The organism is Nannocystis pusilla (genome assembly GCF_020073745.1).
In the GTDB taxonomy this organism is placed as follows: Bacteria; Myxococcota_A; Polyangia; order Nannocystales; family Nannocystaceae; genus Nannocystis; species Nannocystis radixulma.
Map to the genome: position 1 here is coordinate 225595 of NZ_JAIRAU010000028.1, position 16492 is coordinate 242086.

At 70.8% G+C, this 16492-nt stretch carries 16 protein-coding genes; 10 read left to right on the plus strand and 6 right to left on the minus strand.

Annotated features, from left to right (window positions below; genetic code table 11):
• Positions 1 to 45: 45 nt before the first annotated feature.
• Both lpdA and K7C98_RS22445 read left to right on the plus strand, forming a co-directional pair.
• Positions 46 to 1446, plus strand: a complete 1401-nt coding sequence (lpdA, locus tag K7C98_RS22440; RefSeq protein ID WP_224193774.1) for a dihydrolipoyl dehydrogenase — start codon at positions 46 to 48, stop codon at positions 1444 to 1446.
• Positions 1447 to 1570: 124 nt separating this feature from the next.
• Positions 1571 to 3151 (plus strand): hypothetical protein, encoded by a 1581-nt coding sequence (locus K7C98_RS22445; protein ID WP_224193775.1) that lies wholly within the window; start codon positions 1571 to 1573, stop codon positions 3149 to 3151.
• Between the two features lie 120 nt (positions 3152 to 3271).
• Here K7C98_RS22445 and K7C98_RS22450 read toward each other — a convergent pair whose 3' ends face one another.
• Together K7C98_RS22450 and K7C98_RS22455 are read right to left on the minus strand one after the other, a co-directional pair.
• The gene (locus tag K7C98_RS22450) at positions 3272 to 4522 is read right to left on the minus strand and encodes a LeuA family protein (RefSeq protein ID WP_224193776.1); all 1251 of its coding nucleotides are present in this window, start codon (positions 4520 to 4522) and stop codon (positions 3272 to 3274) included.
• 6 nt (positions 4523 to 4528) lie between these two features.
• Entirely contained in the window at positions 4529 to 5548 is a 1020-nt protein-coding gene (locus K7C98_RS22455; protein WP_224193777.1) for a tetratricopeptide repeat protein, read from the minus strand.
• Between the two features lie 125 nt (positions 5549 to 5673).
• Here K7C98_RS22455 and K7C98_RS22460 point away from each other — a divergent pair, with 125 nt between their 5' ends.
• From K7C98_RS22460 to K7C98_RS22480, 5 genes are all read left to right on the plus strand, one after another.
• The gene (locus K7C98_RS22460) at positions 5674 to 6171 is read left to right on the plus strand and encodes a hypothetical protein (RefSeq protein ID WP_224193778.1); all 498 of its coding nucleotides are present in this window, start codon (positions 5674 to 5676) and stop codon (positions 6169 to 6171) included.
• Positions 6172 to 6189: 18 nt separating this feature from the next.
• Positions 6190 to 6792 (plus strand): hypothetical protein, encoded by a 603-nt coding sequence (locus K7C98_RS22465; RefSeq protein ID WP_224193779.1) that lies wholly within the window; start codon positions 6190 to 6192, stop codon positions 6790 to 6792.
• Between the two features lie 139 nt (positions 6793 to 6931).
• On the plus strand, positions 6932 to 8797 hold the full coding sequence (locus K7C98_RS22470) for a 2-oxoacid:acceptor oxidoreductase subunit alpha (protein WP_224193780.1): 1866 nt from the start codon (positions 6932 to 6934) through the stop codon (positions 8795 to 8797).
• 20 nt (positions 8798 to 8817) lie between these two features.
• Complete coding sequence (locus tag K7C98_RS22475) at positions 8818 to 9873, plus strand: 2-oxoacid:ferredoxin oxidoreductase subunit beta (protein WP_224193781.1); 1056 nt, start codon at positions 8818 to 8820, stop codon at positions 9871 to 9873.
• Positions 9874 to 10008: 135 nt separating this feature from the next.
• A complete protein-coding gene (locus tag K7C98_RS22480; protein WP_224193782.1) occupies positions 10009 to 10950 on the plus strand; it encodes a hypothetical protein in 942 nt (313 codons plus the stop codon).
• Between the two features lie 81 nt (positions 10951 to 11031).
• On the opposite strand, the gene K7C98_RS22485 is transcribed toward K7C98_RS22480, so the two are convergent.
• The 4 genes from K7C98_RS22485 to K7C98_RS22500 form a co-directional block, all read right to left on the minus strand.
• On the minus strand, positions 11032 to 11292 hold the full coding sequence (locus tag K7C98_RS22485) for a hypothetical protein (protein WP_224193783.1): 261 nt from the start codon (positions 11290 to 11292) through the stop codon (positions 11032 to 11034).
• 10 nt (positions 11293 to 11302) lie between these two features.
• Entirely contained in the window at positions 11303 to 11971 is a 669-nt protein-coding gene (locus K7C98_RS22490; RefSeq protein ID WP_224193784.1) for a tetratricopeptide repeat protein, read from the minus strand.
• Between the two features lie 204 nt (positions 11972 to 12175).
• Entirely contained in the window at positions 12176 to 13276 is a 1101-nt protein-coding gene (gene ychF / locus K7C98_RS22495) for a redox-regulated ATPase YchF (protein WP_224193785.1), read from the minus strand.
• An 88-nt stretch (positions 13277 to 13364) separates the two neighbouring features.
• On the minus strand, positions 13365 to 14102 hold the full coding sequence (locus K7C98_RS22500) for a hypothetical protein (protein WP_224193786.1): 738 nt from the start codon (positions 14100 to 14102) through the stop codon (positions 13365 to 13367).
• A 286-nt stretch (positions 14103 to 14388) separates the two neighbouring features.
• Here K7C98_RS22500 and K7C98_RS22505 point away from each other — a divergent pair, with 286 nt between their 5' ends.
• From K7C98_RS22505 to K7C98_RS22515, 3 genes are all read left to right on the plus strand, one after another.
• Complete coding sequence (locus K7C98_RS22505) at positions 14389 to 14610, plus strand: hypothetical protein (protein WP_224193787.1); 222 nt, start codon at positions 14389 to 14391, stop codon at positions 14608 to 14610.
• Between the two features lie 17 nt (positions 14611 to 14627).
• On the plus strand, positions 14628 to 15071 hold the full coding sequence (locus tag K7C98_RS22510) for a MauE/DoxX family redox-associated membrane protein (protein ID WP_224193788.1): 444 nt from the start codon (positions 14628 to 14630) through the stop codon (positions 15069 to 15071).
• 105 nt (positions 15072 to 15176) lie between these two features.
• On the plus strand, positions 15177 to 16364 hold the full coding sequence (locus K7C98_RS22515) for an acyl-CoA dehydrogenase family protein (RefSeq protein ID WP_224193789.1): 1188 nt from the start codon (positions 15177 to 15179) through the stop codon (positions 16362 to 16364).
• Positions 16365 to 16492: the final 128 nt, after the last annotated feature.

Here is a 16492-nt window from a genome sequence, read left to right on the forward strand (position 1 = left end):
TGGCTGACCGTCCAGACATGTTCGTACAGACAGGTCCATAACACCATGTCCCAAGAGACCTACGATCTCGTCGTCATCGGCTCCGGCCCCGGCGGCTACGTCGCCGCCATCCGCGCCGCCCAGCTCGGCATGCGCACCGCCTGCGTCGAGAAGGACCCGACCCTCGGCGGCACCTGCCTCAACGTCGGCTGCATCCCGAGCAAGGCGCTGCTCGAGTCGAGCGAGCGGTTCGCCGCCGCGCGCCTGCACTCCGCCGAGCACGGCATCAAGATCAGCGGCGTCGAGCTCGACCTGCCGACCATGCTCGGGCGCAAGGACAAGGTCGTCAAGCAGCTCACCGGCGGCGTCGCCGGCCTGTTCCGCAAGCACAAGATCACCTGGGCCAAGGGCCTCGGCACGATCGTCGCGCCCGGCAAGGTCGAGGTCCGCGGCGAGACCGCCCAGGTGCTTGATACCAAGCGGATCCTCATCGCCACCGGCTCGGTCCCCGCGACCATCCCCGGCGTCGCCTTCGACGGCGACCGCATCGGCCACTCGACGCACGCGCTCGCCTACCCCGCCGTGCCCGGGCACCTGATCGTCATCGGCGCCGGCGTCATCGGCCTCGAGCTCGGCTCGGTGTGGGCCCGCCTCGGCGCCAAGGTCACGGTGCTCGAGTACCTGCCGGCGCTCCTGCCGATGATGGACCCCGACGTCAGCAAGGTCGCCGCCAAGGTGTTCGCCAAGCAGGGCCTCGACATCCGCCTCGGCGTCAAGGTCACCGGCGCCACGCGCAAGGGCGACGCCGTCGACGTCACGTACACCGCGCCCGACGGCCAGACGCAGACCCTCACCGGCGACCGCGTGCTGGTCGCCGTGGGCCGCAAGCCGACCACCGAGGGCCTCGGCGCCGAGGCCGTCGGCGTGCAGCTCGACCGCCGCGGCTTCATCCAGGTCGACGCCCACTACGCCACCGCGGTGCCCGGCATCTGGGCCATCGGCGACGTCATCCCCGGGCCGATGCTGGCCCACAAGGCCGAGGAAGAGGGCATCGCCGCCGTCGAGCACATGGCCGGCCTGCCCGGCCACGTCAACTACGACGCGATCCCCAACATCATCTACACCCACCCGGAGATCGCCAGCGTCGGCAAGACCGAGCCCGAGCTCAAGCAGGCCGGCGTGCCGTTCAAGAAGGGCAGCTTCCCGTTCCTCGCCAACGCGCGCGCCAAGGCGCTCGGCGAGACCGACGGCCTGGTGAAGATCCTCGCCCACGCCGAGACCGACCGCGTCCTCGGCGTGCACATCATCGGCCCGCGCGCCGGCGACCTCATCGCCGAGGCCGCGGTGGCGATCGAGTTCTCGGCCAGCGCCGAGGACATCGCCCGCAGCGTCCACGCCCATCCGACGCTGTCCGAGGTCGTCAAGGAGGCCGCCCTGGACGCCGGCGGCCGCGTCCTCAACATCTGAACTCCCCGGGCGGACACGACCGTCGCCCGCCCCGCAGGCGGCCTTCAGGAGCTCCTGGAGGCCGTTCTGCGCGTCTTTGGCCGCTTTGATCTCGCGGCCGCGGGCCGTGATACGCTGTCTCGTCATGCGGCGCCAGGCCCCCATCAAGCGCTCGAGCACCGGTCAGCGGACGATCGCCGGCTCGAAGTCCGCCGATGTCGCCAACCTCGACGACCGTCCGCTGTCGATCCACATCACCCGCGACGGCAAGCACCTCGTCGTCCCGCTGCCCTACGAGCTGTGGGTCCTCGGCGTCAGCAGCTTCGAGGTCGTGCGCACGATCGAGTGCCCGAACCCCGAGCCCTCGATGTGCGAGGGCGCCAAGGACGGCCAGCTGTGGATCGGCGGCCACCACCTCTACTTCGGCAGCGTGTTCTCGACCGCGCTCACCAAGGTCGGCAGCAAGCTCGGCGACTTCGTCGACCGCGTCGCGCTGGTCCGCCCGAGCGTCCTGTGCGGCGTCGGAGCCACCGGCGAGATCCTGTGGGACATCGACAAGGAGACGCCGCTGCACCGGCGCAAGGTGTCCGAGCGCGGCGTCACCGGCCTCGTCAACCTCGACGGCCGCGCGCTGTGGGCCGACGGCTCCGCCACCGCCTGGCTCATCGACCCGGACCGGCCGTCGGGGTACACCCAGCTCAAGCTGCGCGCCACCAGCCCGACCGAGGTCGACGCCGAGGGCATCGCCGCGCTCGGCACCACCACCACCGGCCGCGCGATCCTCTGCGCCCGCGACGGCGCCGTCGCCTGGACCGGCAAGCACCTGCGCGTCGACGGCGAGCGCTTCCCTCGCCTCGCCGCGCGCCAGGCCGCCCCGCTGGCCTGCGGCGGCGACGAGCGCCACGTCTACGTCCTGCGGCCCAAGGGCCTGCTGCAGCGCTTTTTGATCGAGCAGGCCAAACCGGCACCTGGCGAAGAGGACAGCTTCGTCCCGCTGCCCGAGGCCGAGGAGACGCGGCTGCAATGGCCTGCCACCTGCATGCTGGTCCTCGGGACAGGTCACAGCCCGGCCCGGCTCGTCCTCGGCGGTCCCCAGGCCGAGGGCATGCTCGGCAGGTTGTGGCGCGTCGATCCCGACGCCCTCACCTGGCAGAAGGTCGCCCCCGGCAAGCGCCCCCTGGTCGAGCCGCGCCCCGCCGAGCCCGAGGGCAGCAAGCGGCCCGACTTCACGCCCACGCGCAGCAAGCTGACCGGCGCGCCGATCTCCGCGCTCAAGGTCGACGCCGTGCTCGCCGCCGATCCGTCGCAGGTGTTCGTCACCCACGGCCACGGCGCGCTGCTCGAGCGCCCCGTCGTCCGCCGCCTCGCCAGCGACATCCTGCCCGGCGACGCGATCCTGCTGCCGGCGATGGTCCGCTTCCGCGAGGGCACCGCGCGCCCGGCCCTGGTCTTGTGGCCAGGTACGCCCGACGCCACGCGCGAGCCGCCGCCGCTGCGCTGGCTGGCGTGGGCCGACAACCCGCGCGGGTGGATCGAGCTCGAGACGCCGGAGATCCGCAAGCAGGGCTGGTCGCGCGCCGACGTGTTCCCGCTGCAGGTCGCCGTCGCCGCCGCCCCGGCCGCCGCCGGCAACCGCGAGCCGATCCCCGACAAGTGGGTCGACCCCGAGCTGTTCGCCGCCCTCGCCCGCGAGTGCAAGAAGCTGCTCAAGGTGCTCTGGGAGTAACTCTTAATAAAGGGACATGCTCCGAAGAGCATGTCCTTTCAGCTATTCCCGCGGGGACATGTCTGATGGGACATGTCCTTGAAGCATGAGAAAGGCGACGCGCCGACGTCGTCGCGGCGTTCAGCCGGCGATCGCCGCCTTGACCTCTTCGGTCGTCAGCGTGTGGTCCTGGGCCTTGGCGAACGCGAACACCTTGTCGACCAGCTCGTCGGACGGCTCGTAGCCGTGCTCGCGCAGCCAGAAGATCACGTTGGAGCGGCCGCTGTAGTGGCCGATCTCGATCTCCTGCTTGCGGCCGAACACCCGCGCCGGCACCGCCGAGTACACCCGGTCGGCCAGGTCGTGGTCGCCGGTCTTGGTCGCCTTGATGATCGCCGCCGCGTGCACGCCGGTGGCCGTGCGGAACGCGTCGCGGCCGGAGAGCGGGTAGCTCGGGTGGATCGGCACGCCGGTGGCCTCGCTGATCTTCTCGACGTACTCGACCAGGCACGACAGGTCGTGCTGCTTGGGGTCGAGCTGGCCGAGCAGGAACAGGTTGAGCAGCAGCAGGTCGAGCGAGCAGTTGCCGACGCGCTCGCCGATGCCGAGGCCGCAGCCGTGCACGCGGTGGAAGCCCCACTCGAACGCGTAGAGGCCGAGCACCAGCGCCATGCCGCGGTCGTTGTGGCCGTGCCAGTCGAGCTCGACGGTGTCCTCGAGGTCCATCGAGCGCAGCACCCCGCGCGCGAAGTTGAGGAGGTTGCGCAGGCCGTCGGGCGTCGCGTGGCCGCAGGTGTCGCACAGCACGAGGCGCCCGGCGCCGGCCTCGAGCGCGGTCCGGAACAGCACGTCGAGCGTCTTCGGGTGCGAGCGCGTGGTGTCCTCGGTGACGAAGCCGACCGGCAGGCCGTGGTCGACGCCGAGCTTGACCGCCTCGTGCGTGTGCTTCTTGAGGCGCTCGTTGTCCCAGCCCTCGGTGTAGCCGCGGATCGGGCTCGAGCCGATGAAAGTCATCACCTCGATCGGCACCCCGACCTTCTGCGAGATGTCGATGATCGGGTGGATGTCCGACGCCACGGTCCGCGCGGCGCAGTTGGCGGTGATGCGCAGCTTCTCCTCGACGATGAAGCGGAGCAGCCGCTCGACGTCCTCCTGCGCCCGCCGGCCCGCGCCGGGCAGGCCGAGGTTGACGGCCTGGACGCCCATGCGGTCCATCAGGCGCACCAGCTCCATCTTCTGCTCGATCGAGGGATCGCGCACCGAGGGCGACTGGATGCCGTCGCGGATGCTCTCGTCGACGAAGCGGGGCGCCCGCCGGAGCAGCGGTCCGGTCCGCTCCTTCTCGTTCCAGTCGTAGATCAGGGCCGCCGTGTTCGCGTGGGTCGTCGCCATGGCCTGTCAGTCCTCCGTTCCGGTCGCCACCTCTAGCCCGTCCAGGCGGAAGAAGCGGCGCAGCTCGTCGACGAGACCGACCATCAGCAGCTCGGGGATGTCTTCGTCCCCTTCGATCTCGTCGAGCAAGAAGTCTCGCATGAGCACGATGCTGTCCAGCCGGGCCTCGGCGTCGTCGGTGCGTGCGCGACCGACGAACGTGACCAGCGCGCGCGGATCTGCGCCGGCCTGCACCTGGGTCGCGGTCGGGCGCGCCTGCACCGTGATCGGCGCGCTCGCGACCAGCTTCAGCACCTGGTCCGGGATGTCCTCGAGCAGCGCCTCGAACTGACCGCGCAGGTCCTCGGCCAGCTCGTCGCTGACCGGCTCGTGGTCCTCGAGATCGCGCGCGTCGAGCTCGAGCACCTTGAGCATCTCGGCGCGGGCGCCGACGACGTCGCCGAGCACCTCGAGCGCCTGGCCGTACCAGTAGTGGACGTCGGGGTCCTCCGGATCGGCCGCGACCGCGCCCTTGAGCGACTCCGCCGCCTCCTGCGTGCGGCCCGAGTTCATCAGCACGAACCCGTGGATGCTGAGGTACGCCGCGTCGCCCTTGCGCTCGGCGCTGATGCCCTCGAGCAGCTCGAGCGCCTCCTCGGTGTCGTCGTCGCTGAGGCGGATCTGCGCCAGCAACAGGCGGGCCTGGTCGATCGAGTCGGTGTCGGCCTTCTCGAGCCGCAGCACCGCGCGCGCCGCGGCCTCGGCCTCGTCGAGATCCTGGTCGTGCGAGAGCAGGCACTCGGCGCAGTCGAGGTAGATCTGCGGATCTTCCGGCGCGCCGTCGGCGGCCTGCATGAGATAGCCCGCCGCCTGATCGAGGCGACCTTGCGCCCAGGCGACCATCCCCGCCAGGTGCAACACCCGCACGTGGTTCTCGCCGCCGAGCCGAGCCGCCTCCTCGAGGGCGTCCTCCGCCGTCTTGAGGTCGTCGTCATCGACGGCTGCGAGCCCGCGGTCGACGATTGCATCCAGTGACTGCTGCTTCATGGGCGCGAACTCTAACACGGCGTCGCGCGCGACCGACCGAGCCCGTGCGGCCGCGCGCTCGAGGTAGATCCAGGCGCATGATGTCCGCTGCCGACCCGCCGGCGCCACCAGACGTGAGGCTGCTCATGAGGGTGTTGCAGGAGCGATGGGTCCTCGCCCTCGCCACGCTCGCGCCCGACGACCGATTGCCCTACGCCACTCCTCTCTTCTACGCCGTCGCCGCGCTGCCCGGCTGCCCGGCGCCGCTGCTCGTGTTCGCCAGCCGCGCCGACACCTGTCACGGGCGTGCGATCGCCGACGGTCCCACTGCCGTGGCCGCTGCGATCTACCTGGAGACCGAGACTGTCGGCGAAGTCCGCGGCGTGCAGCTCCGCGGCGACGTGGTGGTGAGCACACGCCTGGGTCCGGAGGCGGCCGCGAGCTTGCGCGCTGCGTACCTCGAGCGGCACCCGGTGGCCGCGGCTCACCTCGGCGAACGTGACCTGCTCTACGCGCTTGCGATCGAGTGGGCCAAGTTGACCGACAACCGGATCGGCTTCGGCAAGCGGCAGGTGTGGGCCTTCGAGCCGGCGTGGCGCCGGCAATTTCCCGTCGCGTCGGGTGAAGAAACCGCGCTACGCTGACGTCGTCGGGATTTGCGCATGATCACTCGGCGACACTGGCTCACGGCGGCGGCAGCGATCGCGGCATCCTTCCTCACGGGCCACGCGGTCGCGGCCGATCCTCCCGCGGGCGAGGTCCTCGAAGTGACAGTCCCGACGCGCGCGCTCGGGGCGATCGTCGCGGCCGAAGGCGGCGCGGCCGTGGTGGTCCGCATCGACGGAAAGCTCGGCCCGGCCGACATCCGCGTCGGCGGCGCTGTCCACAGCGTCGCCGCGAGCCAGCGCGACCTCCTCGACGACCCGCGCAACGCACCGCGCGTCGGCGCGGGCGTGCGCAAGATCCTCGTCGCCGTGCGGCCCGACCTTGCGGCCACGTTCGAGGCCAATCACAAGGCGTGGACGCTGACCTTCGTGCGCAAGGTGCTGGCGTGGAACGCCCGTCTGGCGAAGACCACGGTCCGTGGTAAGCGAATCGTTAACACCCACGATCGAGCCGCCTTGCTCGCGTGGGCGGGGGCCATCGTCGACGCCAAGGGACAGCCCTCGCCGCCGGCTCTCGCGCGAGCGCCGAGGGACGCGACCGCGGCCACGCTCGAGAGCTACGTCGCATACGTCGAGGCGCTGGTGCGCAGTCTCGAGTGAGTGCTGCACAGCACGGAGCGCGCGAGGCTTGTGCTGGCTCACGGGCTTGTTCCGGGGCCCGCGATGACAACGAAACCACGCGCGGCGCATACTCCTTGACGCGCGTCAGCCACCGGCTGTGTGCGCCCTCGTTGCGGTCATGGATACGTTCGCTTCCACAAATTCGACCACCCGCGAGCTCATCGAATCGGTCGTGATTCGCTTCGCCGGCGACTCCGGCGACGGTATGCAGCTCACCGGCTCACAGTTCTCCGACACGACCGCGCTGATGGGTAACGACCTGTCGACGCTGCCCGACTTCCCGGCCGAGATCCGCGCCCCGGCGGGCACGACTTTCGGCGTGTCGGGCTTCCAGGTCCACTTCGCCGCGCACGACATCATGACGCCGGGCGACGCGCCCGACGTGCTGGTGGCGATGAACCCGGCGGCGCTCAAGGTCAACCTGCGCGACCTCAAGCCGGGCGGCCTGCTCGTCGTCAACACGGGGGCCTTCAGCGCCGGCAACCTCAAGAAGGCCGGCTACGACAAGAACCCGCTCGAGGACGGCAGCCTCGACGGCTACCGGCTGCTCAAGATCGACATCACCAAGCACACGCTGCAGTCGGTCGAGCCGTTCGGCCTCGGCAACAAGGAGGCCGTGCGCGCCAAGAACATGTGGACGCTCGGCCTGATGATGTGGATGTTCGGGCGCGAGCGCGAGAGCACGGCCGAGTGGCTGCGCGGCAAGTTCGCCAAGAACCCGGCGGTCGCCGACGCCAACATCGCCGCGCTCAACGCCGGCCACGTCTACGGCGAGACCGCCGAGATGCCGCAGGGCATCCACGCCTACGAGGTCCCGAAGGCCCGGCTCGCCGCCGGTCACTACCGCAACGTCACCGGCAACGAGGCCACCGCGTGGGGCCTCGTCACCGGCGGCAAGCTCGCGGGCCTCGAGCTCGTGCTCGGCAGCTACCCGATCACGCCGGCCTCGACCATCCTCCACGCGCTGTCGAACCTGCGCGCCTACGGCGTCACCACCTTCCAGGCCGAGGACGAGATCGCGGCGGTGTGCGCGGCGATCGGCGCCTCGTACGCCGGCTCGCTCGGCATCACCACCACCTCGGGCCCCGGTCTGGCGCTGAAGACCGAGGCGATCGGCCTCGCCGTCTCGACCGAGCTGCCGCTCGTGATCGTCGACGTCCAGCGCGGCGGTCCGTCGACCGGCCTGCCCACCAAGACCGAGCAGAGCGACCTGCTGTTCGCGGTCTACGGCCGCAACGGCGACTGCCCGCTCGTCGTGCTCGCCGCCTCCACCCCCGGCGACTGCTTCACCATGGCGGTCGAGGCCGTGCGGCTGGCGACCAAGTACATGACCCCGGTCATCCTCCTCACCGACGGCTTCCTCGCCAACAGCGCCGAGCCGTGGAAGATCCCGGACATCGACACCCTCACGCCCTTCCCGGTCCAGCACCGCAAGGACGCCGCGGGCTTCCACCCGTTCCTGCGCGACCCGCAGACCCTCGCGCGCAACTGGGCGATCCCCGGCACCCCGGGCCTCGAGCACCGGATCGGCGGCCTCGAGAAGAACTACGACTCGGGCAACATCTCGTACGACCCGGACAACCACCACAAGATGGTGAAGGTCCGCGCGGCCAAGGTCGCCGGCGTCGCCGACGACATCCCGCTGCAGACGATCGACCAGGGCGAGGACAGCGGCGACCTGCTGGTCGTCGGCTGGGGCTCGACCTTCGGCGCGATCAGCTCGGCCGTGCTCGGCGCGCGCAAGGCCGGCTTCAAGGTCTCGCACGCGCACATCCGCTACATGCACCCGATGCCGAAGAACCTCGGCGAGCTGCTGAAGCGCTTCAAGCACGTGCTCGTGCCGGAGATGAACAACGGCATGCTGGTGAAGATCCTGCGCAGCGACTACCTCGTCGACGCGCGCGGCCTCAACAAGATCGCCGGCCAGCCGTTCAAGATCGCCGAGATCGAGGCCGAGATCCGCGGCCTGCTCGCCTCTGCCTGAATTGCTTTGGAGTCACGACGATGACGCCCCTCGATCCTCCGAACCCGCCGCTCACTCGCAAGGACTTCACCTCCGACCAGGAGGTCCGCTGGTGCCCCGGCTGCGGCGACTACGCCATCCTCGCGGCCGTCCAGCGCATGCTCCCCGAGATCGGGGTGCGGCGTGAGAACACCGTGTTCGTGTCCGGCATCGGCTGCTCGAGCCGGTTCCCGTACTACATGAACACGTACGGCTTCCACACGATCCACGGCCGGGCGCCCGCGATCGCCACCGGCGTCAAGCTGGCCAACCCGCAGCTCGACGTCTGGATGGTCACCGGCGACGGCGACGGCCTCAGCATCGGTGGCAACCACCTGATGCACGTCCTGCGGCGCAACCTCAACCTGCAGATCATCCTGTTCAACAACCGGATCTACGGCCTCACCAAGGGCCAGTACTCGCCGACCTCGCTGCTCGGCAAGCGCTCGCCGTCGACGCCGATGGGTTCGGTCGACAACCCGGTCGTGCCGGCCGCGTTCGCGCTCGGCTGCGGCGCGCGCTTCGTCGCCCGCGGCGTCGACACCGACGCCAAGAACCTGATCGCCGTGTTGAAGCGGGCTCACGAGTTCCAGGGCACCGGCTTCGTCGAGGTGTTCCAGAACTGCCCCGTCTTCAACGACGGCGCGTTCGACCACTTCACCGCCAAGGACGTCTCCGGCCAGCAGCAGCTCCACCTCGAGCACGGCAAGCCGATGCGCTTCGGCGACGACAAGGGCCTGCGCCTGCGCCCCGGCAGCCTCGACATCGAGGTCGTCACCGTCGGCGAGGGCGGCGTCAGCGAGGCCGATCTGCTGGTCCACGACGAGACCAACCGCGCCCAGGCGTTCCTGCTGGCGAGCCTCGAGCCGCCGGCCTTCCCGGTCGCGGTCGGCGTGCTCTTCCGCAGCGCCGAGCCCGGCGTGTCGTTCGAGATCGGCATGCACGAGCAGAACCGGCAGGCGCGCGCGCGTGGCCTCGGGGACATCAACGCCCTCATGCGCAAGGGTCACACGTGGAAGGTCGACCCCGACCCGGCCGGCGGCGAGCAGGCGGGCTGAGCGCGCTGGCTCGCGCATTCGTCTGCACGGCATGAAAGAAGCGGGCTGCGCCGGGGGCGCGGCCCGCTTACTTTTTCGCGAAGAATCAACCAGTTGCCCCTGTCGTCGGACGGGGTGATTCAACAGGATCGAGCCATGCAACGCATCTCTCCGCCTTCCTCCTTCTTGGCTTCTGTCTTCTCCTTCGCCTCCGCCTTCGCACTCGGCTGCGTGATCACGGTCGGCCCCGGCGGTGAGGACGCCGGCATCCACGACTGCGGCAGCCTGCTGGCCAACAACGACGCCAACTGCGTGTGCAACCCGGGCTACGAGCGCTGCAACCCCGGCACCGACGACACCGACTGCTGCGAGAAAGAGGGCAAGGGCGGCGAGTGCGAGCCGAACAGCACCCTCGACGGCGACCAGTGCTTCTGCAACGTCGGCTACACGTGGTGCAACCCCGCCGACGACAGCGACCTGACCTGCTGCCTCGACGAGGGCCAGACCTCCCAGGGCACCGACGGCACCAGCGAGACCGACGGCACCACCACCGAGCAGGTCCCGACCACCAGCGTGGGCACCACCGGCGAGCCCGAGGAGTGCCTCGACGCGGTCGAGCCCCCGGCGACCTGCGACGACGGCCAGGTCTTCTGCACCAACCCCGACACGTGCACCCCCTACGGCAGCGTCGCCTACTACTGCGAGGGCGGCGCGTGGGTCGAGGACACCACGCTCGACATGGCCTGCATGCTCGACGGCCACGACTTCTCCTACGGCTGCGTCGACGACGGCTCGTCCGTGATCATCGAGTGCGGCAGCGGCTCCGGCGACGCCTGCAGCGGCTCCGAACCCAGCTGCCTCGACTCCAACACCTGGGCCGGCTGCAAGTGGGGCAAGTCGACCGAAGCCGACTGCTTCACCCTCTGCACCGAGATCGGCGACGGCGACGGCGCGACCTACGACTTCGGCTCGTGCGAGGTCCAGGACGGCACGGCCGTGTGCGCCTGCTGCGACGAGGGCGACGAGGGCTGCCCGATCAACGAGCCCGACACCGACACCGACGGCACCAGCACCGGCGGCGACAGCACCACCGGGTAGCGCGCCGCGCTACCTGCCTGTTCGCGCAGGTCTCCGGGTACATGCACGAAGGAGCATGCTCCCGGGGACCTGTTCGTTCGGTCAGCCGCGCCAGCGGACCAGGCGGGCCTGCCCGCTGTGCTTCAGCACCCGCGCCAGCTTGAGCAGCTCGTTCGCCACCCACGCGTCCTCCGGCGTCGGCGCGAGCCTGGCCTGCCCGGCCGCGTCCCACGTGAGCGCGGCGGTCACCGTCGCCCCGCCGGCCACGTACACGCTCGCGCGGTAGCGCAGCGGTTCGCCCGCCTCGCGCTCGCACACGAAGCGCGCCCCCGACGTCGGATGAAGCTCCCGGCTCGAGACCACGCGCGCCCCCTCAGAACCGCAAGCCGAGGCCGGTCGGCGCCGAGCCCTGCAGCGGGCCGATGCTCCCGAGCTCGGCGGGGTTCCTGTCGTCGCGCCGGCTCGCCAGCACGCCCGCGGTGATACCACCGCCGACGGCCAGCACGCCGACGGCGATCACGCCCCAGAACCACCCGCGCTTGTACACCGGCTGCCTGGCCGGCGGCGGCGCGTCGGAGCCGCGGGTCGGCGGCGCGCTGGCGGCCTCGGACGGTCCCTCCGCCGGCGTGGCCGCCGGCGTGCGCGCGGCGATCTGCGCCAGCTCCTCGTCGATCTTGGCGATCTGCGCCTCGGCGTCGCCGCGCTGCTCCTGATCCATCTTCGGATCGTCGGTCAGCGCCTTGAGGTAGTTCTGGAACAGCCGCCGGGCCTTGCGCAGGTGGTCGACGGCGCCCGACAGCCCGTGCCACTGCGTGTACGCCAGGCCGAGGTTGTAGAGCAGGTACGGGTGATTCGACAGCGCGTAGCTGCGCTCGAAGTGCGCGATCGCCTGCTCGTAGTTGCCGAGCGCGTACGCCTGGGTGCCGAGCTTGTACTCGAGCGCCGGGTCGTTCGACAGCGGCACCTTCGACGTCGCCGCCCCGCCCTCGCCCTCCACGCCTGTCCCCGCGGCCCTGTCCTCGGGGACAGCTGGTTCGAGCACGCGCGCGCGCGCCGGCCGGGGTGAACACCATCGCCGCCGCGAGCGCGACGGCGAGCGAGCGACACGAGGACCGCGCAACCAGGTTCACGCCGCGAGCGTGCCATCGCCCGCCGGCAAATGCCACACCCCGCCCGGGAGGTCCGGCCGTCCGCACTCGCGCGCTTTGCGCCATCGCCGCCCCGAGACCTGGCCTTCGGGACAGCATCAGACGTTGAAGCGGAAGTGCATCACGTCGCCGTCCTGAACCACGTACTCCTTGCCTTCGACGCGGAGCAGGCCCTTGGCCTTGACGGCGGCCTCGGAGCCGAGGCGGACCAGGTCTTCCCAGCCCTGGACCTCGGCGCGGATGAAGCCCCGCTCGAAGTCGGTGTGGATCTTGCCGGCGGCCTGGGGCGCCAGCGTGCCGCGGCGGATCGTCCAGGCGCGGACCTCCTGCTTGCCGGCGGTGAAGAAGGTGATGAGGTCGAGCAGCGCGTAGGCCTGGCGGATCAGGCGGTTCAGGCCCGGCTCGGTGACGCCGAGGCCGTCGAGGAACTCGCGCCGCTCGTCCGGCGACAGGCCGACGATCTCCGCCTCGATCGCCGCCGAGATCACCACGACCTCGGACTTCTCGCGCGCCGCCAGCTCGACCACCTTGGCCACCAGCGGATCGGAGGTCCCGGCCGACAGCTGCCCCTCGGCGACGTTGGCGGCGTACAGCATCGGCTTGGCGGTCAGCAGCTGCAGCGTCTTCATCACCTCGCGCGACTCGTCGTCGAGCTCGATGGTCCGCGCCGGCTGGCCGCGGTTCATCGCCGCCAACAGCTTCTCGCAGGTCGCCGCCGCCAGCTTCTCGGCCTTGTCGCCGCCCTTCGAGTTCTTGACCGCCTTCTGCAGCCGCGCCTCCACCGACTGGATGTCGCGCAGGAGCAGCTCGGTGTTGATCACCTCGGCGTCGTCGACCGGGTCGACCTTGCCGTGGACGTGCACGATCCCGCTGTCGTCGAAGCAGCGGACCACGTGGACGATCGCGTCGACGTTGCGGATGTGGCTGAGGAAGGCGTTGCCCTTGCCCTCGCCCTGGCTCGCGCCCTTGACCAGGCCGGCGATGTCGACGAACTCGACCGTCGTCGGCACCTCCTTCAGCGGCACGTACAACTTCGTCAGCGCCTCTTGCCGCGGGTCCGGCACCGGGACCACGCCGATGTTGGGGTCGATCGTGCAGAACGGGTAGTTGGCCGCCTGCGCGCCGGCATTCGACAGCGCGTTGAACAGGGTGGACTTGCCGACGTTGGGCAGACCGACGATTCCGACAGCGAGCGACATGAGCGGCGGGGAGGTAGCACGATCTCCCGCGCTCCGCGAACCGGGTTTTCACACGCGCGCAGCTCGCGCCCAAGGCGCGCGCGACGGCCTAGAAGCGGTGCTCCACGATGAGCGGCAGGACCTCCATGCCGATCAGGAAGTTGGCGTTGGTCTCGGCCGGCTGGGCCAGCGGCCGGTCGCGGGAGATCGTGAACCCGAGCACCAGGTTCACGTCGAGGCCGATCGCCAGGTTGCGCAGCAGGAACAGGCGCAGACCGCCGCCGCCGCGCACGCTCAGCGACCACGTGCGCTCGCGGGCCTGCTGGCGCGACTCGGTGATGTACGGGTACCACCAGGCCCCGCCGTTGAGGCCGACGCGGGCGATAGGCACCAGGTACGGGTGCTCCTTCAGGAACCACTTGTGGGCGTAGCCGAGGCCGAGGTCGAAGCCCGCCACCGTGCCGCGGTTGCACGAGCCCTGCGACGCCCCCAGCCCGCACTCCGGCAGGCGGAAGGTGTGCCAGTCGCCGCGGTCGAGCAGGCCCGCGATCTGCACGTACACCCAGTGCGCCTTGTACAGTTGGCGCTCGTACTGGAAGCCGATGCGGACCCGCGGCAAGTAGCCGGCGAAGCCGACCTGCACCGGCAACAGCGCCGTGATCGCGTTGCCGCCGATGATGTTCTCCGGCAGCTCGAAGCCCTTCTTCGGTCCGCTGGCGGAGCCGCTGGTGCCGCCGGTGGTGCTGGCCTTGCCGCCGACCGTGACCGGTGCAGCGTCCGCCGCGCGCGGCAGCAGCGCCAGCGAACACAGCAGGGTCCACAGCAGGAACAGCTTGCAATGGGTCATGGCGGAGGCTCCTTGACGTCGCCGTCCGGCCCGGGCGGCCGGCGGTTCGGGCCCGGAGGGCCGTGAAGGGGAGGATCGCGGCCCCGGCGGCATCGCCGCCTGCGCGGGCGCGCCCGCAAGGGTAGCACTGCACCCGCGGGCGCCAGCAAATTCCCGGCGACCGACCGCGGCGAGGCCGGCTGCACACGCGCGGACGCACGGGCGCCCCCGGGCCCGACCCCGCGCACACCTGCGCGCATCGGTCGCGGAATAAGACCCCTCAGCCGGTGTTAGGCTTGTACTCCCCATGCGACGTGACGTCCGCGAACTGCTCGCGCTGCTCGCCGCGGGCCTCGTCCTCGGCCTCGTTCACCTGGCCCTGCGGCCAGACATGCCGTGGGTCCCGGAGCCCCGCGTCGAGGAGACGATGTGCGGCGAGGTCGAGCCCGCGCCGGCCGTCGAGGTGCCGGCCGCCTCGTTCGCGCCCGTCGAGCCGATGTCCAGCCCCGGCCCGGAGGATGTCCGATGAGCCAGGTCTCCGAGACCATGTCCGCTCGGGCATCTCATTGGCGGCGCGGCGGCGTGTGGGTCCTGCGGATCGTCGTCGCCGGCGTGCTGCTGGCGGCCGCCGTGCCCAAGCTGGCCGACCCGGCCGCGTTCGCGGCCAAGCTGCCCAACTACCGCCTGTTCCCCGAATTCCTCGTCAACATCGTCGCCACCACCGCGCCGATGCTCGAGCTGGTGGCCGCGCTGGCGCTGCTGAGCGGTCGCCTCTACCGCGGCGGCGTGTGGCTGTCGGTCGGGCTCATGGCGATGTTCACGGCGCTGATCGGCTCGGCGCTGGCGCGGGGGATCGACCTCGACTGCGGCTGCTTCGGCAACGCCGTCCAGGCCGAGCCGGTCGGCGCCCTCGACCTCGTGCGCAACGTCGTGCTGCTCGGCCTCACCGTCGTCCTGGCCATCGACCTCGGGCGTGAGCCGGCGCAGTGACGAGCTTCACGCGCCGAGGTGCCGGGCGATCACCCGCCAGGGTCACGTGCGACGCGCTCGTGGTCGCCGCGAGCGCCGCCGGTCGCGCGTGGTAGACACGCGTCGATGACCGGCGTCCCGTACATCCTCTCGATCGACCACCTCCTCACCGACGAGGAGCGGCTGACCTGGCAGGCCGCGCGGGACTTCGGCGCCCGGCGGATCGCCCCCGTCATCGAGCAGCACTACGAGCGCGGCACCTTCCCGCGCGAGCTCATCTCCGAGTTCGCGGCCATGGGCTTCCTCGGCGCCCCGCTGCAGGGCTACGGCTGCGCCGGCATGAACCCGGTCGCCTACGGCCTGACGATGATCGAGCTCGAGCGGCAGGACAGCGGGATCCGCAGCTTCTGCTCCGTCCAGTCGGCCCTGGCGATGTGGCCGATCTACGCCTACGGCAGCGAGGAGCAGCGCCAGCGCTGGCTGCCCGGCATGGCGCGCGGCGAGATCATCGGCGCCTTCGGCCTCACCGAGCCCAACTCCGGCAGCGACCCCGGCTCGATGCGCACGCACGCCCGCCAGCGCGAGGCCGGCGGCGACTACGTGCTGAGCGGCCAGAAGATGTGGATCACCAACAGCCCGATCGCCGACGTGCTGGTCGTATGGGCCAAGACGCTGGACTTCGGCAGCGACACGCCGGTCATCCGCGGCTTCCTCGTCGAGCGCTCGATGGCCGGCCTGCAGACCCCGGAGACGCACGGCAAGCTGAGCCTGCGGGCCTCGATCACCGGCGAGATCGTGCTCGACGAGGTGCGAGTCCCCCGGGAAAACCTCCTCCCCGGCGTGCAGGGCCTCAAGGGTCCGCTCGGCTGCCTCACCCAGGCCCGCTACGGCATCGGCTGGGGCGCCGTGGGCGCGGCCATGAGCGTGTACGAGCGGGCCCGCGAATACACCCTGCAGCGGACCCAGTTCGGGCGCCCGATCGCCGGCTTCCAGCTGACCCAGCAGAAGCTGGTCGAGCTGCACAACGACATCGGCAAGGGCCTCCTGCTCGCCTATCACTTCGGCCGGCTCAAGCAGGACGGCAAGCTCACCCCCGAGCAGGTCTCGTACCTCAAGCGGGACAACGTGCGCATGGCCCTGGAGTCGGCCCGCACCGCGCGCTCCATGCTGGGCGGCAACGGCATCATGGGCGAGTTTCACATCATGCGTCACCTGTGCAACCTCGAGACGGTCTACACCTACGAGGGCACCCACGAGATCCACACGCTGGCGATCGGCCGGGCCCTGACCGGGCTGTCGGCCTTCACCGGCTGATCGAGCCGAACCCACGAGCCGCGGCCCGTCCGGTCGGCCTGCACGACATCCTCGCGCGACGTCTTCTGCCACCGCCCGAGTCGTCGCCGCCAGGCCGTCGCCGCGCGAGCAACTTCTTCTTCACCCGA

Coding starts and splice junctions, on each gene's coding strand:
- K7C98_RS22510 (WP_224193788.1), top strand. CDS start 14,628: ATGTCCGCTCGGGCATCTCATTGGCGGCGCGGCGGCGTGTGGGTCCTG.
- K7C98_RS22470 (WP_224193780.1), top strand. CDS start 6,932: ATGGATACGTTCGCTTCCACAAATTCGACCACCCGCGAGCTCATCGAA.
- K7C98_RS22475 (WP_224193781.1), top strand. CDS start 8,818: ATGACGCCCCTCGATCCTCCGAACCCGCCGCTCACTCGCAAGGACTTC.
- K7C98_RS22450 (WP_224193776.1), bottom strand. CDS start 4,522: ATGGCGACGACCCACGCGAACACGGCGGCCCTGATCTACGACTGGAAC.
- K7C98_RS22480 (WP_224193782.1), top strand. CDS start 10,009: ATGCAACGCATCTCTCCGCCTTCCTCCTTCTTGGCTTCTGTCTTCTCC.
- K7C98_RS22445 (WP_224193775.1), top strand. CDS start 1,571: ATGCGGCGCCAGGCCCCCATCAAGCGCTCGAGCACCGGTCAGCGGACG.
- K7C98_RS22465 (WP_224193779.1), top strand. CDS start 6,190: ATGATCACTCGGCGACACTGGCTCACGGCGGCGGCAGCGATCGCGGCA.
- K7C98_RS22500 (WP_224193786.1), bottom strand. CDS start 14,102: ATGACCCATTGCAAGCTGTTCCTGCTGTGGACCCTGCTGTGTTCGCTG.
- K7C98_RS22515 (WP_224193789.1), top strand. CDS start 15,177: ATGACCGGCGTCCCGTACATCCTCTCGATCGACCACCTCCTCACCGAC.
- ychF (WP_224193785.1), bottom strand. CDS start 13,276: ATGTCGCTCGCTGTCGGAATCGTCGGTCTGCCCAACGTCGGCAAGTCC.
- K7C98_RS22460 (WP_224193778.1), top strand. CDS start 5,674: ATGAGGGTGTTGCAGGAGCGATGGGTCCTCGCCCTCGCCACGCTCGCG.
- K7C98_RS22455 (WP_224193777.1), bottom strand. CDS start 5,548: ATGAAGCAGCAGTCACTGGATGCAATCGTCGACCGCGGGCTCGCAGCC.
- lpdA (WP_224193774.1), top strand. CDS start 46: ATGTCCCAAGAGACCTACGATCTCGTCGTCATCGGCTCCGGCCCCGGC.
- K7C98_RS22505 (WP_224193787.1), top strand. CDS start 14,389: ATGCGACGTGACGTCCGCGAACTGCTCGCGCTGCTCGCCGCGGGCCTC.